Raw genomic sequence first — 14304 nt, 5'->3', positions numbered from 1 at the left:
GGTTGAGAGGGGCCGGTCCGGGCTGTCGCTCAGGAGGACGGCTCGGCCGGTCCGGTGTGCGTGGGCAGCGGGTGGACGGCGTTCGTCGGCTCGTCGAGGAGCGTGGGGAGGGAGAGGCGGCCTTCCTCGCGCCTCGTGCCCACGCACAACCACACGTACACCAGGTCGAGCACGCTGCACATGATGCCCAGCCCCAGCAGGAAGCCGTCGTGCTGCATGGCGCCGAAGAGGATCGTGGGCGCGAGCGTGCCGAGCCACTTGGCCACCGCGATCGTCACCGACTGCCCGCGCGGCCCGCGTCGGGCGACGAACATCGCGATGAACAGGGCCGACATCAGCAGGTTCTGGAGGAACGCCGAGTACCCCGCCCCGTCCTCCGCGCCGAACTTCCCCAGGAACAGCCACTGCACGGCGAACGACATCCCGAACAGCAGCACGCTCAGCCCGGCGAACAGTCGTGGCGTCACGAACGACGGGAACTCGGCGCGGCCGTACCGGAAGAACGTGTACACGATCACGGCGTCGGCGATGCCCCACACCAGGTTGATACCGCCCTGCACCGACGGGTCGAAGACCAGGTTGTGCACCGCGTAGGTCCACTCCCAGGCGAAGTTGAGGCCCAGGGCCACGGCCGGCATGGCGTAGGTGCGTGCGCGGAACCCGAGGCGGATCGCCTCGACGTACACGATCGTCCAGGCGATGCCGCTCGCCAGGGTGAGGGTGATGCCCATGCGCGTCTCCCGTCGCGGGTCCCTGAGGGGTCGTGCGGACGCTAACAGACGGCGCCCCCTCCTCACCGTCCCCCGCGGCACGGTTGAGCAAGGGGGCGCCCGCCCTCGGCTAGCCCATCAACTCCCGGCGGGCAACGACGTGTTGGTGATCGGCAGCTTCTGTGTCGCCCCGGCCACGTACAGGTCCGTCGGAGCCGTGCGCAGCACGAACGTGTCGTCGTAGGACGAGACGCGGACCGACAGGACGAAGAAGCCGTCGTCCTCGGCGGTCACCTTCACGTGGGACTGCTGCTCCCAGTACGTCTGGAGGAAGATCTCCGTGCCCTGCGGCTCGACGCCCTGGGGGAGGGTGACCTTGCCCTGGACGGTGAGGATGTCGCCGGCCTTCACCTTCTTCTTGTTGACCGAGTAACTCACCGTGCTGGTACGGGCCTTGGTGGCGACCGTGGTCTCCGCGAAGTAGCCGTCCTGCGGGGTGTTGAGGTCGCCGTCCTCGTCGTAGAGGGCGGTGATGTGCACAGCGCGCTGGACGTTGAGCAGGCTGCTGCCGCCCTCGTGGTCGATGTCGACGTCCGGGACCGTGAACTTCCCGTTGGCGTCGGTGACCGGCTTGCCGAGGTCGCGGGGCTCGTAGTAGTTGGGGTCGATCGGGTCGCCCCACGGGTTCCAGGTCGTGAACTGGACGACTTCCTGGAGGGTGACGGGGATGTTCGCCGCCGGGGTGCCGTCGGCCTTGGTGACGGTGCCGGTGACGTCGACGTGCCGTTCCTGGTAGTTGGTGCTTGCCGGGTTCGTCGTCACGGTCAGTACGTACGCGTCGCCGGGCGCCGCGTCCGAGGGGGCCGCGGAGGCGGCGGGCGCGGACAGAGCGCCCGCGGCGAGCAGCAGCGCGGCGGTGGCGGCGAGCCGCGTCGGCAGGGACTTCCTGGGCATGGGGCAACTCCAACTTCGGTCGGGAGTCGAGGAGTTGCGCCGCAGGTGTGCGACGCACCGGGTTCGACCGGCCGGGTCGGGCAGGAGTTGTTCCCTGTACGTCCGCTGTTACGCGGCTGTGGCGTACGGGTGTTTTGTCCGGGTTACTCGTTCACCTGGACTTCGGCCCAGGGCCGCTTCGCGGTGCGGACCGGGGTGCCGACGCGAAGGCGCCCCGCGGAACTTCCCGCGGGGCGCCCTCCGTCGTCGTGGAAACGGCTACAGCTTCTCGATGACGTAGTCGACACACTTCGTCAGGGCCTCGACGTCCGCCGGGTCGATCGCCGGGAACATCGCGACGCGGAGCTGGTTGCGGCCGAGCTTGCGGTAGGGCTCGGTGTCGACGATGCCGTTGGCGCGGAGAACCTTGGCGACGGCCGCCGCGTCGATCTCGTCGGCGAAGTCGATCGTGCCGATGACCTGCGAACGCTTGGTGGGGTCGGACACGAACGGAGTGGCGTACTTCGAGTCCTCCGCCCACGTGTACAGACGGGTCGACGAGTCCTTCGTGCGGGCCGTCGACCAGTCCAGGCCGCCCTGGCCGTTGATCCACTCGAGCTGCTCGTTGAGGAGGAACAGGGTGGACAGCGCGGGGGTGTTGTACGTCTGGTTCTTGCGGGAGTTGTCGATCGCCGTGGGGAGGCTGAAGAACTCCGGGACGTGGCGGCCGGACGCGTGGATGCGCTCGGCGCGCTCGATCGCGGCCGGCGAGAAGACGCCGATCCACAGGCCGCCGTCGGAGGCGAAGGACTTCTGCGGGGCGAAGTAGTAGACGTCCGTCTCGGTGATGTCGACCGGGAGGCCGCCCGCGCCCGACGTGGCGTCCACGAGGACGAGCGCGCCCTCGTCGGCGCCCGCGACGCGCTGGATCGGGGCCGCGACACCCGTCGACGTCTCGTTGTGCGTGAACGCGTACACGTCGACGCCCGCCTCGGCGGCCGGGTCCGGGTGCGTGCCGGGGTCGCTCGCGATGACGGTCGGCTCGGCCAGCCACGGGGCGAGCTTGGCCGCCTTGGCGAACTTCGAGCTGAACTCGCCGAAGTTCAGGTGCTGGGACTTGTTCTCGATCAGGCCGTGGGTCGCGACGTCCCAGAAGGCCGTCGAACCGCCGTTGCCGAGGACGACCTCGTAGCCCTCGGGGAGCGAGAACAGCGCGGAGACGCCCTCGCGGACCTTGCCGACCAGGTTCTTGACCGGGGCCTGGCGGTGGGAGGTGCCGAGCAGAGACGTGCCGGTGGCGGCCAGGGCGTCCAGCGCCTCCGTCCGCACCTTGGAGGGGCCAGCGCCGAAACGTCCGTCGGCGGGCTTGATGTCAGCGGGAATCTGGATATCAGCCACGAGCGGGAGCGTATCTCCTCGGCGAAACGGGACGGAAACGCGTCCGTTCGATGAGACGACCGCTCCGGCTCGTGGACGGAGAGTGAGCTACGACGATCTACGACCGGTCCATGACGGCTACGGCGATCTACGGCGATCCACGGCGAGTTACGGCGTCAGCCGGACCGGCAGCTCGTAGATGTCGTTCTGCGTCACCACCGGCTTGTTGCGCAGCTCCGACGCCGGGACCGCCAGGTCGAGGGCCGGGAACCGCTCGTAGAGCGCCGGGAGGGCCACCCCCGCCTCCAGCCGGGACAGTGCCGCGCCGGGGCAGACGTGCGGGCCGTGGCCGAAGGAGATGTGCCGGTTCTCGCTGGTGCGGGTGATGTCGAACTCGCCCGCCGTCGGCCCGTGGGCCTCCTCGTCGCGGCCGATCGCGGCGTACGACACGATCAGCGCGTCCCCGGCCGGGAGGGTCCTGTCGCCGACCTGGACGTCCTCCGTGGCGAAGCGGATCAGGACGTGCGAGGTGGGCGTCGAGTGGCGCAGGGTCTCCTCGATCACCGAGGACCAGTCGGCCTCGCCGGCCAGCACCAGGGCGCGCTGGACGGGGTGCGCCGACAGGTTGACGACCGTGTTGACGATCAGCGAGATGGTCGTCTCATGGCCGGCGGCGACCATCAGCTGGAGCGTGGAGACGATCTCCTCGTCGGTGAGGTGGTCGCCGTTCTCGGAGGCCAGGATCAGCGCCGAGGTCAGGTCGTCGCCGGGTTCGGCGCGCTTGGCCGCGACCGTGTCCGCCATGATGCCCGCGAGTTCCGTGAGCGTCGCGATGACCTCCGCGGGCGGGGTCTGCGTCGAGAAGAACTTCTCGAACAGCTCCTTCAGGCGCGGGAGCCGCTCCTCGGCGATGCCCATGAGGTCGGCGATGACGTACATGGGGAGCGGGTAGGCGAACGCCGCCTTCAGGTCCACGACGTCCCCGTCCAGGCCGTCCAGCAGCCCTTCCGTGAACTTCGCTATCCGCTCCCGCATCTGCTCCACCCGGCGCGGGGTGAGCGCCTGCGCGACCAGCGTGCGCATCCGGCGGTGGTCGGCGCCGTCCACGGTCAGCATCGAGCGGCCCGGGTTCGCGAGCCCGATCAGCGGCCAGTCCGCGGGGATCTCACCGCGCTGCCAGGCACCCCAGACGTTGATGTCCTTCACCAGCCGCGGATCCGTGAGCAGCTGTTTCGCCTCGGCGTGCCGTGTCACCGCCCATACGGGCACGCCACCGGGCAGCTCCACGGCGGCCAGCGGACCGGCCGCGCGCAGCCTTGCGCTCTCGCCGTCCAGGTCACCGACGAACGGGTCGAGGACGATACGGGTCTCTTCGGTACCGGTGCTCATACAGGTGCCTCCAAGGGCAGGGGTGGGGTACCGCGTCCTCCCGGGGTCGTGGTCAACTCCCGGGCCCCCGGCGGGCGTTGTGGTGCCGCCGGGGTGACGCAGGATCGGGTCCGGAAGCTCAGAGCGCGGGCACGGGGGTGAACCGCACCGGCAGTTCCGTCAGCCCCCGCAGCCACGGCGAGGGCCTGCGGGTGAGGGACTCGGCGGGTACGGCCAGGTCGATGTCCGGCAGCCGGTCGAGGACGACCTCGATGCCGGTCCGCGCGATCACCTCGGCGACCTCCTGCGCCGGGAACGGGCACCGGTGCTCGCCGTGCCCGAAGGAGAAGTGCGCGTTGTTGCCGCCGGTGAGCGCGGCGCCGTCGGTGCGGACCTGGGGGTCGGAGTTGGCGCCCTGGAGGCCGAGGAGGAGCAGGTCGCCCGCGCGGATGCGGCGGCCGGCGAGCTGGGTGTCGCGGGAGGCCCAGCGCCCGGCCACGTTCTGGGTCGGGGTGTCCTCCCACAGGACCTCGTTCATGGCCTCGGCGACACTGTTGCGGCCGCCGAACAGCGAGGCCGCGAACCGGTCGTCGGTCAGCATCAGCCGCAGCGAGTTGCCGATCCAGTCGGCGGTCGGCTGGTGGCCGGCCGCCATCATCACCATCAGGTCCTGGGCGATCTCGACGTCGTTGAAGCCGGACTCGTGGGTCAGCATCCGCGACACGACGTCGTCGGCCGGCTCGTCCTTCCGGTCGGCCAGCAACCGCCCCATGGACGTGGCGAGATGGGTCTGCCCGGCGATCGCGCGCTCACGTCCGTCGATCATGTCGTTGAGCGCGGTCACCAGGCCAGGACCCTGCTCGTCCCGGAAGCCGTAGAGCCGCGCGAGGACGCGTACCGGCAGCAGCATCGCGTAGTCGCCGACGATGTCCGTCTCGCCCTTGGCGCAGATCCCGTCGATCAGTTCGTCGGCGAACTTCTCGGTGTACGACCGGAGTTCGGACGGGTCCACCGCCTCCAGGGCGTCGCTGATCATGCCGACGCGCTCACGGTGCCGTTCGCCGACCGTGTAGAGGATCGACGGCTGCTTGCGGCCGATCATCGGGAGCAGCGGCCAGTCGTCGGGGATGTCGTCCCACTGGTTCCACAGGTCGGAGTCACGGCTGAACAGCACCGGATCGCCGGTGACTTGGTGCAGCTCGCGGTAGCCGAGCACCAGCCAGGCCGGGATGTCGCCGTCGAGCACCACGGGCGTCACGGCGCCGTGCTCGCGCCGCATCTCCCGGTACAGCTGCGCCGGTTCGGTCTGGAACCTGGGTCCACTCAGCGGTACGGGCGCGGTCACAGGGCCAACTCCTGGTGGGGGGCGGGGACTTGGGTGTCGTGGCGGCCGCTCTGCGGGCCGTGGTGGTTCCTGACGTGCTCGACCAGGGTGATCAGGACCTGCTTCGCGGACGCGCGGGAGCGGGCGTCGCAGTCCAGGAGGGGGACGTGCGGGTCGAGGTCGAGGGCCTCGCGGATCTGCTGCGGGGCGTAGGTGGGGCCGCCGAAGTCGTTGCAGGCCACGATGAAGGGGGTGCCGTGGTGTTCGAGGCGGTCGATGGCGTACCAGGAGTCGCCGATCCGCCGGGTGTCGACGAGGACGACCGCGCCGAGCGTCCCGGAGAAGAGCCGGTCCCAGAGGAACCAGAACCTCTCCTGGCCGGGGGCGCCGAACAGGTACAGCACATTGCGGGCGTCGAGCGTGATGCGGCCGAAGTCGAAGGCGACCGTGGTCGCGGACTTGCCGCGCACCTCGCTGATGTCGTCGACGGCCTCGCCGGCCTTCGTCATCGTCTCCTCGGTGTTGAGGGGACGTATCTCGCTGACCGAGCGGACCAGCGTGGTCTTGCCGACGCCGAAGCCGCCGACGACCACGATCTTCAGGCCGTTGTCGGCGGTGGCACCCAAGGGGGTGCGCGCGTCAGAGGTTGCGGAGTCCAACGAGCACCTGTTCCAGGACGTCGGGATCGAGAACGGCCTTCCGCGGATGGCGGGCACTGACCCGGCCGGCCGCGAGAAGGTCGGAGAGGAGGATCTTGGTGATGGACACCGGGAGCTTCAGCTCGGCCGCCAACTCGACGACGGCCGTGGGGTGTTCGGTGAGCCGCAGGATCGCCGCGTGCTCCGACTGCATACCGGCCACCGGGTCGCACTCGGCGACCACGAGGGTCACCAGGTCGAACGGGTTGTCCGGTGCGGAGCGGGCGCGGCCCCCGGTGAGCGTGTAGAGGCGGTCGGGTGAGTCGTCCCTGCCGGGGCGGCTCATGACGTACGCGGTTCCGCGCGCAGGTGCTCGCCGAGCTGTTCGACCAGCTCGCTCATGTTGTGTCCGATCAGCCCCGCGTCCGCGTCCTCGGTGGTGACCAGCGCCAGGTGGGCGCCCTCGCCGGCCTCGACGATGAACAGGACCCCGCCGTAGAACTCCGTCATCGCGGAGCGCACGCCTCCGCTGCCGTCGCCGAACTCCACCGAGGCGCCGTGCGACAGCGACTGGATCCCCGCGGCGATCGCGGCGAGCTGGTCGGCCTGGTCGACGGAGAGTTCGGGGGTCCGGCACAGCTTCAGGCCGTCCCTGGACAGCACGAGCGCGTGCCGCGCGCCCGGGGTGCGCTCCAGGAGGCCCTCGATGAGCCAGGTGAGCTTCTCGTCGGCGGTCGTCGTGCCGGTCATGAGGTGGCGTTGCCTTCCGGGTGGGAGGGGGAGGTGACGGGTTCCGCGGCTGCGGAGGTGTCCGGGTCGGGTGTCGCGGCGCGTACGGCCTGGCGGAAGCTGTTGAAGCGGGCGGTGCGCGCGAGGGTGTCGTCGGCGGAGGGCGCGGGGCGGGCGGTCTCGGGGGCCGGGGACTCGGCACGCGCGCGGGACCGCTCGGCCTCGGCGAGCGCCTGACCCCGGCGGCGCTTGGGCAGGCCTTCGGGCAGGGTGCTCGCGGTGTCCGGCGCCGGGTCCGAGAGGGCGCCCCGGTCCGGGGACTCGTGCGTGGGCACCGGATCCGGGTCCAGATCGGCGAGGGTGCGCCCGGCGGCGTAGGACATCCACGGCTGCTCCACGGCCGCGGGCTCGCGAACGGCCGCCGCGGCAACCGGCGTCGACGCCTCCGGGAGCGGGAGGGAGTCCTGCGGCGCGGGGGCGTCCTGAGGTACGAGGATGTCCTGCGGTACGAGCATCAGGACGCCGGTGCCGCCGCGCGCGGAGGGCCGGTACGACACCTTCAGGCCGTACTTGCGGGCCAGCCGGCCGACGACCGCGAGGCCGAGCCGGGTGCCGGTGAGACCGCCGAGTTCGACGGCGTCACCGGACACCGCCCGTTCGGCGCGCCGGAGTTGGATGTCGCCCATGACCAGGCCGCTGTCCTCCACCGAGAGGATGACCCCGGCGGGCACTTCTTCCACGTAGACATGCACTTCGGCGCTCGGCGGCGAGAAGTTCGCGGCGTTGTCGAGGAGTTCGGCGAGCGCGTGCATGACGCCCTCGGCCGCGTGCCCGGCTACGGCGGCGTCGCTGGCGGAGTGCACACGCACCCGCTGGTAGCCGCTGATCCGGCCCATCGCGCCGCGCAGGATCGACTCCATGGCGATCGGGCGGGCCCAACGGCGGCCGGAGCGGGCGCCGGTGAGGACGGCGACGGAGTCGGCGAGACGGCCCGCCTGCGCGGTGCGGTGGTCGAGGTGGAGCAGGTCGGCGAGGACGTCCTCGTCCGAGTGCCGCTCCTCCATGGCGCGCAGGTCGGCGAGCATGCCGGTGGCCAACGCCTGCATCCGGGCCGCCGCGTTGGCGGTCGCGGAGAGCGCGGCGGCACGCTCGTGGGAGTCGCGGCGGGCCCGCTCGGACAGCTGCCTGTTCTCGGCGGTCAGCCGGGCGCGCTCCAACTCGGCCTCCTCCGTGAGGCGGGCGCGCTCCTCCGCGAAGGAAGTCGTCAGCCGCAGCCGCTCCTGGGCGAAGTCCGAGGTCAACCGGGCGCGTTCCTGGGAGAGTTCGGCGGTCAGCCGGGCCCGCTCGTGGGTCAGCTCCTCGGTCAGCTGCACCCGCTCGCGGTCGAAGTCCGTGCTCAGCCGGGCCCGTTCCTGCATCAGGCGCCCCGCGTCCAGCGTGACGGCCTCGAGCCGACGGCGGGTGATACGGGCCGTCTGGTACGCGTGCGTGGCGATCGCGACGGCCGCGCACAGCAGCAGCGCACCGGCGGTCGCCGCGCACGCGACCGCGAGGCGCTTCGCGTCGGGGGTCACATAGACCGCGCCGACGACCGCGACCGCGGCCAGGACGGCGGTGAGCACGGGAACGGGGGCGACGGTGCGGAAGGTGGGGCGTTCGCCGGGAAGCATGGGGGCGGTCATGAAGGGGGTCCTCGGTCGGGTCCTCGGGCGTCTTTGGTCGTGGTCCTCAGTCGTCCTCGGTCGTGTCCTCGGGGGGTGCTCGTCGGGTTCCTGGGCGAGAAGCGACACCGGGTGCTCAACTGACGTTCACTATATGAGAGTTAGTGATCGAACTGGGGAGGTTCCGGGTGCGATTGCAGAATCGGTACCCTGCGGGTGCCAAGTTTCCCGGAACGTTTCACCAGATGCCGGACGGTCACTGTCAGTGGCCGGGTGCATGCTGGGGGCATGGCGGATCTTCAGGCGGAACTGGCGGGTGTGCGGGCCGAGCTGCGCGGGACCGTCCGGGGCGAGGTGGGTTTCGACGTCACCTCCCGGGCGCTGACGACCATGGACGCGTCGAACTACCGACGCGTCCCGCTGGGCGTCGTCGCGCCCCGTGACGCCGACGACGTGGCGGCGACGCTGGCCGCCTGCCGGGCCCACGGGGTGCCGGTCGTCGCGCGCGGCGGCGGCACCTCGATCGCAGGTCAGGCGACCGGCACGGGCGTGGTCCTGGACTTCACCCGCCACATGGACGGCCTGGTGTCCCTCGACCCCGAGTCCCGCACGGCCGTGGTCCAGCCCGGCCTGATCCTCGACCGCCTCCAACAGGCCGCCGCCCCCCACGGGTTGCGCTTCGGCCCCGACCCCTCGACCCACAGCCGCTGCACCCTCGGCGGCATGATCGGCAACAACTCGTGCGGCTCCCACTCGGTCGCCTGGGGCACCACGGCGGACAGCGTGAGCGAACTGTCCGTGATCAGCGCGCGTGGCGACCGTCTGCGCCCGGGCCGCGACTGGGCGGGCGCCCCCGAGGGTCTACGGCCCCTGGTCGAGGGGGAGTTGGCCCGCCTGCGCACGGGCTTCCCGGACCTCCCGCGCCGCATCTCGGGGTACGCGCTGGACGCCCTCCTCCCCGAGAACGGCGCGGACGTGGCCCGCTCCTTCTGCGGCAGCGAGGGCACCCTGGGCATCGTCACGGAGGCGGTCGTCCGTCTCGTCGAGGCGCCCCGCGCGCGTGCGTTGGCCGTACTGGGCTACGCCGACGAGAGCGCGGCGGCGGAGGCGGCGGCGGGCCTGCTGGTGCACGGCCCGCTGACGGTGGAGGGCATGGCGGCCGACCTGGTCCGCTCCACGGCCGACCTCCCCCGGGGCGCGGCCTGGCTGTTCGTCGAGACCGGCGGCGACACGGCGGCGGAGGCACGCACGCGTGCCGAGACGATCGTCCGCGCGGCCGACGTCCTCGACTCCCTCGTGGTGACGGACCCTTCAGGCCAGCGCGCCCTGTGGCGCATCCGCGAGGATGCGAGCGGTACGGCGACGCGGATGCCGGACGGTTCTGAGGCATGGCCGGGCTGGGAGGACTGCGCGGTGCCGCCGGCACGACTGGGCGCGTACCTGCGGGACTTCAGGGGCTTGCTGACCGCGCATGGCCTACGGGGCACGCCGTACGGCCACTTCGGGGACGGCTGCATCCATGTCCGCATCGACTTCGACCTGTTGACGGAGGCGGGGATCGCCCGCTTCCGGGGCTTCTCGGAGGAGCTGGCCGAGTTGGTGACGGCACACGGCGGCTCGCTCTCCGGGGAGCACGGGGACGGCCAGGCGCGGGCGGAGCTGCTGCCTCGGATGTACGGCGCCGAGATGGTGACCCTGTTCGAGCGGGCGAAGGGGGTGTGGGACCCGGACGATCTCCTCAACCCCGGGATGCTGGTGCGGCCGGCCCCGCTGGACACGAACCTCCGCTTCTCGGTGCTCCCGCGCGAGCCGGTGGACGTGGTGTTCGGGTACCCGGCCGACGGCGGGGACTTCTCGGCGGCGGTGCGGCGGTGTGTGGGGGTGGCCAAGTGCCGTACTCCCGAGGCCGCCGGAGCGTCGGTGATGTGCCCGTCGTTCCGGGCGACGGGCGAGGAGGAGCACTCCACGCGCGGGCGGGCCCGACTCCTGCACGAGATGCTCGCGGGCGAACTGGTCACCGACGGCTGGCGGTCGACGGAGGTCCGCGACGCGCTGGACCTGTGCCTGTCCTGCAAGGGCTGCCGCACGGACTGCCCGGTCGGGGTCGACATGGCCACGTACAAGGCGGAGTTCCTGCACCACCACTACGAAGGCCGCCGACGCCCCGCGGCGCACTACGCGATGGGCTGGCTGCCGCGCTGGCTGCGGCTGGTGGCGCGTACGCGCACGGCGTGGCTGGTCAACTCCCTCGCCTCGGTGCGGCCGTTGGCGGCGGTGGCGAAGCGGCTGGGCGGGATCGCGGCGGAGCGGGAGATTCCGCGGGTGGCGGGGACGACGTTCACGCGGGCGTGGCGGCGAGGAGCGCGGAAGGGGGCGAGGACGCCGGGCCGGGGCCGGGTCTTCCTCTGGCCGGACACGTTCACGGAACACCTCTCGCCGACGGTCGGACTGGCGGCGGTACGGGTGCTGGAGGCGGCGGGTCTTGACGTACTCCCGATCCCGCCGGGGAAGCCGGTGTGCTGCGGCCTGACCTACGTGTCGACGGGCCAACTGGACCGCGCGCGTGCGGTGATGCGCGGGACGCTGGACGCGATGAACGGACTTCTGGAGGGTGCCCCGCACGTGGTCGTCCTGGAACCGAGCTGCGCGGCGGCCCTCCGCACAGACCTCCCCGAGCTGCTCCCCGACGACCCCCGAGCGCCGCGCCTCTCCGCCGCCGTCCTCACCTTCGCCGAGGCCCTGGAGCGCCTGGCCCCCGACTGGACCCCGCCCCGCGTCGACCGCCCGGCGGCCGGCCAGACCCACTGCCACCAGCACGCGATCCTGGGCGACACCCCGGACCGCCGCCTCCGCGAGGCAGCGGGCCTGACGGGCGAACTGGCGGGCGGCTGCTGCGGTGTGGCGGGCAACTTCGGCTTCGAGAAGGGGCATTACGCGGTGTCGGCGACGTGCGCGGAGGAACAGCTGCTGCCGTCGGTGAGGCAGGCCCCGGAGGACGCGGTGATCCTGGCGGACGGCTTCTCGTGCCGTACGCAGCTGGAGCAGCTGGCGGGGGTGCGGGGGAGGCACCTGGCGGAGGTACTGGCGGATGCACTGGAGGGTGAAGGCAAGTGACCGACGAACTGACCCGGGTGGCCGTCCTGTCCGACATCCACGGAGTGCTCCCGGCCCTGGAGGCGGTCCTCGCCGAACCGGAGGTGGCCGCCGCCGACCGCATCGTCCTCACCGGCGACATCACGGCGGGCCCTCAACCGGCCGAAGTGGTCGACCTGTTGCGTGCCCAGGCCGACCGGGTCCTGTGGATCTCGGGCAACGCGGACCGCGAACTGGTCGAGTACCGCAGAGGCGAACGCGACGAGATCCCCGACCCGATCGCCCCGTACGCGGCGACCGCCCTCCGCCCGGACCAGGTCGACTTCCTGGCCGCGCTCCCCACATCCCTGACGCTCCCGATCCGGGGCCTGGGCAAGGTCCTCTTCTGCCACGCGACTCCCCGGGACGACGAGGAAGTCGTCCTGGTCGACTCCCGCCCCGCCCGCTGGGCGGAGGTCCTGACCGGCCTGGACGACGACATCCGCACGATCGTCTGCGGCCACACCCACATGCCGTACCTCCGCCTCGCCCACGGCCGCCTGATCGTCAACCCCGGCAGCATCGGCATGCCGTACGGCCGCACCGGCGCCCACTGGTGCCTCCTGGGCCCGGGCACGGACCTGCGCGTCACGTCGTACGACATCCCCGCGGCGATCGACCGTCTGGTGCGGGATTCCGGCTACCCGGAGATCGCCGAGTGGGCGGACTACTACCTCAACGCCCGCGCGTCGGACACGGAGGCCCTGGAGGTGTTCGGGCCGAGGGACGGACGGGAGTGACTGCCCGGGCCGGCGGCCCACCAACTCGGCGCCGTCGTGGACGCGGCCGTCGCGGCCGACGCCCACGAGTTCGTCCTCCGCCTCCCCGACGGCTACGACACGAAGGTCGACCCCCACTCGGCCCGCCTGTCCGGCGGTCGGCTCCAGCGGCTGGCGATCGCGCGGGCGATCCTGCGGGACGCACCGGTTCTGCTGATGGCGCGGGGCGGGGCGTACTCGCGACTGCACCGCTCGCAGAACAACGCGGTGATGGACACCGGAAAGTTGAGGCTCCCGTCGTTCGCGGAGGCGGGGTTCGGTCACGGCTACCCCACGGCGCCCGTCTTCGCCGGGACCTCGGCACCGCAGCCGTACGTGCCGACGTACGAGACGGAGTACGGGCCCCCGCTCGGGCGGCCGTATCAACCGGCCCACCCGTGGACCGAGTGTCCGGAGTACTCCGATCCCCTCTTCGGGCCCCTGCCCGCCACCCTCCCCGACGGCCGGCCGCTGTTCCGGGACCAGGCCGAGTGACAGCTGCATAAAGAGTTCACACACCTGTCGAAGTCCATTACCATGGACCGAGCAGTGCATCGTGATGGACGAATGCGCGCTGAGCCGAGCCCTGGAAGCCCCGTGAGCATCCCCAGTACGTCGACCAACGCCCCCGCGGCCACCCCGGCCGCCGGCCCGACCGCCGACCTGGCCGTCACCCCTGGCCGCAGGGGCTCCCTCGGGCCGGTGGGGCTGGTGCTGGCCGGGGGGATCTCGGTGCAGTTCGGTGGTGCGCTGGCGGTGACGCTGATGCCCAGGGTGGGGGCGCTGGGTGTGGTGACGCTGCGGTTGCTGGTGGCCGCGGTGGTTCTGCTCGTGGTCTGCCGGCCCAGCGTGCGGGGGCACTCGCGGGCGGACTGGGGCACGGTCGTCGTCTTCGGCATCACCATGGCCGCGATGAACGGCCTCTTCTACCAGTCACTGGCCCGCATCCCCCTGGGCCCCGCGGTGACCCTCGAGGTACTGGGCCCGCTCGCCCTCTCCGTCCTGACGTCCCGGCGCGCGCTGAACGCGGTCTGGGCGGGTCTGGCCCTGGCGGGCGTCTTCCTCCTCGGCGGCGGAGGCTTCAGCAGCCTGGACCCGGTGGGCGTGGCCTTCGCCCTGGGGGCCGGCGCGATGTGGGCCACGTACATCATCTTCAGCGCTCGTACGGGGCGGCGCTTTCCGCAGGCCGACGGGTTGGCACTGGCGATGGTCGTGGCGGCGCTGGCGTTCCTGCCGCTCGGTGTCGTGGAGTCGGGCACGAAGCTCCTGAACCCGGCGACCGTCGCCCTCGGATCCGCCGTGGCCGTTCTGTCCTCGGTGCTTCCCTACACCCTTGAACTCCTCGCCCTGCGCCGCCTCCCCTCCTCCACCTTCGCCATCCTCATGAGCCTCGAACCGGCGGTGGCCGCTACGGCGGGCTTCCTGATCCTCCACCAGGCGCTGTCCGTCCCTGAATCGATGGCGATCGCGCTCGTCATCGCGGCGAGCATGGGAGCGGTACGGACGCAGGTGGGCCGGGGGAAGGCGAAAGTGAAGGCGTAGGTGACCGCAGGGCCACCCGCGGCCAAGAAGCGGGCGCTCCGACGTCCGCCCCGCAGCCCGGGGTCACGGCAGCCCCCTCGGCGGCACCCGACCTCCGCCGATTAATAATGCAAGCACGCTTGATTGTTTCTG

General features: G+C 71.7%; 12 protein-coding genes and 1 pseudogene. 4 read left to right on the top strand and 9 right to left on the bottom strand.

Annotation, left to right across the window (positions count from 1 at the left end):
• Window positions 1–29: 29 nt before the first annotated feature.
• The 9 genes from OHT77_RS20425 to OHT77_RS20385 form a co-directional block, all read right to left on the bottom strand.
• Window positions 30–731 (bottom strand): transmembrane-type terpene cyclase, encoded by a 702-nt coding sequence (locus OHT77_RS20425; RefSeq protein WP_328829990.1) that lies wholly within the window; start codon window positions 729–731, stop codon window positions 30–32.
• A 117-nt stretch (window positions 732–848) separates the two neighbouring features.
• The gene (locus OHT77_RS20420; RefSeq protein WP_328829989.1) at window positions 849–1664 is read right to left on the bottom strand and encodes an acyl carrier protein; all 816 of its coding nucleotides are present in this window, start codon (window positions 1662–1664) and stop codon (window positions 849–851) included.
• A 258-nt stretch (window positions 1665–1922) separates the two neighbouring features.
• Window positions 1923–3041, bottom strand: a complete 1119-nt coding sequence (gene serC, locus OHT77_RS20415) for a phosphoserine transaminase (protein ID WP_328829988.1) — start codon at window positions 3039–3041, stop codon at window positions 1923–1925.
• Window positions 3042–3188: 147 nt separating this feature from the next.
• Window positions 3189–4409, bottom strand: a complete 1221-nt coding sequence (locus OHT77_RS20410; protein ID WP_328829987.1) for a cytochrome P450 family protein — start codon at window positions 4407–4409, stop codon at window positions 3189–3191.
• Between the two features lie 118 nt (window positions 4410–4527).
• Window positions 4528–5733 (bottom strand): cytochrome P450, encoded by a 1206-nt coding sequence (locus tag OHT77_RS20405; protein WP_328829986.1) that lies wholly within the window; start codon window positions 5731–5733, stop codon window positions 4528–4530.
• Entirely contained in the window at window positions 5730–6371 is a 642-nt protein-coding gene (locus OHT77_RS20400) for a GTP-binding protein (RefSeq protein ID WP_328829985.1), read from the bottom strand. The genes OHT77_RS20405 and OHT77_RS20400 overlap by 4 nt, the downstream gene beginning before the upstream one ends.
• Complete coding sequence (locus OHT77_RS20395; protein ID WP_266771248.1) at window positions 6352–6696, bottom strand: DUF742 domain-containing protein; 345 nt, start codon at window positions 6694–6696, stop codon at window positions 6352–6354. Before OHT77_RS20395 ends, OHT77_RS20400 begins: the two co-directional genes overlap by 20 nt.
• The gene (locus OHT77_RS20390) at window positions 6693–7100 is read right to left on the bottom strand and encodes a roadblock/LC7 domain-containing protein (RefSeq protein ID WP_266771250.1); all 408 of its coding nucleotides are present in this window, start codon (window positions 7098–7100) and stop codon (window positions 6693–6695) included. Before OHT77_RS20390 ends, OHT77_RS20395 begins: the two co-directional genes overlap by 4 nt.
• The gene (locus OHT77_RS20385; RefSeq protein ID WP_328829983.1) at window positions 7097–8761 is read right to left on the bottom strand and encodes a sensor histidine kinase; all 1665 of its coding nucleotides are present in this window, start codon (window positions 8759–8761) and stop codon (window positions 7097–7099) included. The genes OHT77_RS20390 and OHT77_RS20385 overlap by 4 nt, the downstream gene beginning before the upstream one ends.
• A 267-nt stretch (window positions 8762–9028) precedes the next feature.
• On the opposite strand from OHT77_RS20385, the gene OHT77_RS20380 reads away from it, so the two are divergent.
• The 4 genes and pseudogenes from OHT77_RS20380 to OHT77_RS20365 all read left to right on the top strand — a co-directional run bounded on the left by OHT77_RS20380 (window position 9029) and on the right by OHT77_RS20365 (window position 14172).
• Complete coding sequence (locus tag OHT77_RS20380; protein WP_328829982.1) at window positions 9029–11854, top strand: FAD-binding and (Fe-S)-binding domain-containing protein; 2826 nt, start codon at window positions 9029–9031, stop codon at window positions 11852–11854.
• Window positions 11851–12612: a metallophosphoesterase family protein gene (locus OHT77_RS20375; RefSeq protein WP_328829981.1), complete on the top strand. Its 762-nt coding sequence runs from the start codon at window positions 11851–11853 to the stop codon at window positions 12610–12612. The genes OHT77_RS20380 and OHT77_RS20375 overlap by 4 nt, the downstream gene beginning before the upstream one ends.
• A 30-nt stretch (window positions 12613–12642) precedes the next feature.
• Window positions 12643–13125, top strand: a pseudogene (locus OHT77_RS20370) (ABC transporter ATP-binding protein); the annotation flags it as partial.
• Between the two features lie 72 nt (window positions 13126–13197).
• The gene (locus tag OHT77_RS20365) at window positions 13198–14172 is read left to right on the top strand and encodes an EamA family transporter (protein ID WP_401316358.1); all 975 of its coding nucleotides are present in this window, start codon (window positions 13198–13200) and stop codon (window positions 14170–14172) included.
• Window positions 14173–14304 lie beyond the last annotated feature (132 nt).

The organism is Streptomyces sp. NBC_00252 (assembly GCF_036187565.1).
In the GTDB taxonomy this organism is placed as follows: Bacteria; Actinomycetota; Actinomycetes; order Streptomycetales; family Streptomycetaceae; genus Streptomyces.
The sequence above is the reverse complement of the archived record's forward strand: the minus strand, read 5'-3'. Positions and strand labels throughout refer to the sequence as shown.

What these genes read in the sequence shown, in the direction of transcription:
- OHT77_RS20385 (WP_328829983.1), bottom strand. Translation starts at nt 8,761, where the DNA reads ATGACCGCCCCCATGCTTCCCGGCGAACGCCCCACCTTCCGCACCGTC.
- OHT77_RS20365 (WP_401316358.1), top strand. Translation starts at nt 13,198, where the DNA reads ATGCGCGCTGAGCCGAGCCCTGGAAGCCCCGTGAGCATCCCCAGTACG.
- OHT77_RS20380 (WP_328829982.1), top strand. Translation starts at nt 9,029, where the DNA reads ATGGCGGATCTTCAGGCGGAACTGGCGGGTGTGCGGGCCGAGCTGCGC.
- OHT77_RS20395 (WP_266771248.1), bottom strand. Translation starts at nt 6,696, where the DNA reads ATGAGCCGCCCCGGCAGGGACGACTCACCCGACCGCCTCTACACGCTC.
- OHT77_RS20390 (WP_266771250.1), bottom strand. Translation starts at nt 7,100, where the DNA reads ATGACCGGCACGACGACCGCCGACGAGAAGCTCACCTGGCTCATCGAG.
- OHT77_RS20420 (WP_328829989.1), bottom strand. Translation starts at nt 1,664, where the DNA reads ATGCCCAGGAAGTCCCTGCCGACGCGGCTCGCCGCCACCGCCGCGCTG.
- OHT77_RS20410 (WP_328829987.1), bottom strand. Translation starts at nt 4,409, where the DNA reads ATGAGCACCGGTACCGAAGAGACCCGTATCGTCCTCGACCCGTTCGTC.
- OHT77_RS20425 (WP_328829990.1), bottom strand. Translation starts at nt 731, where the DNA reads ATGGGCATCACCCTCACCCTGGCGAGCGGCATCGCCTGGACGATCGTG.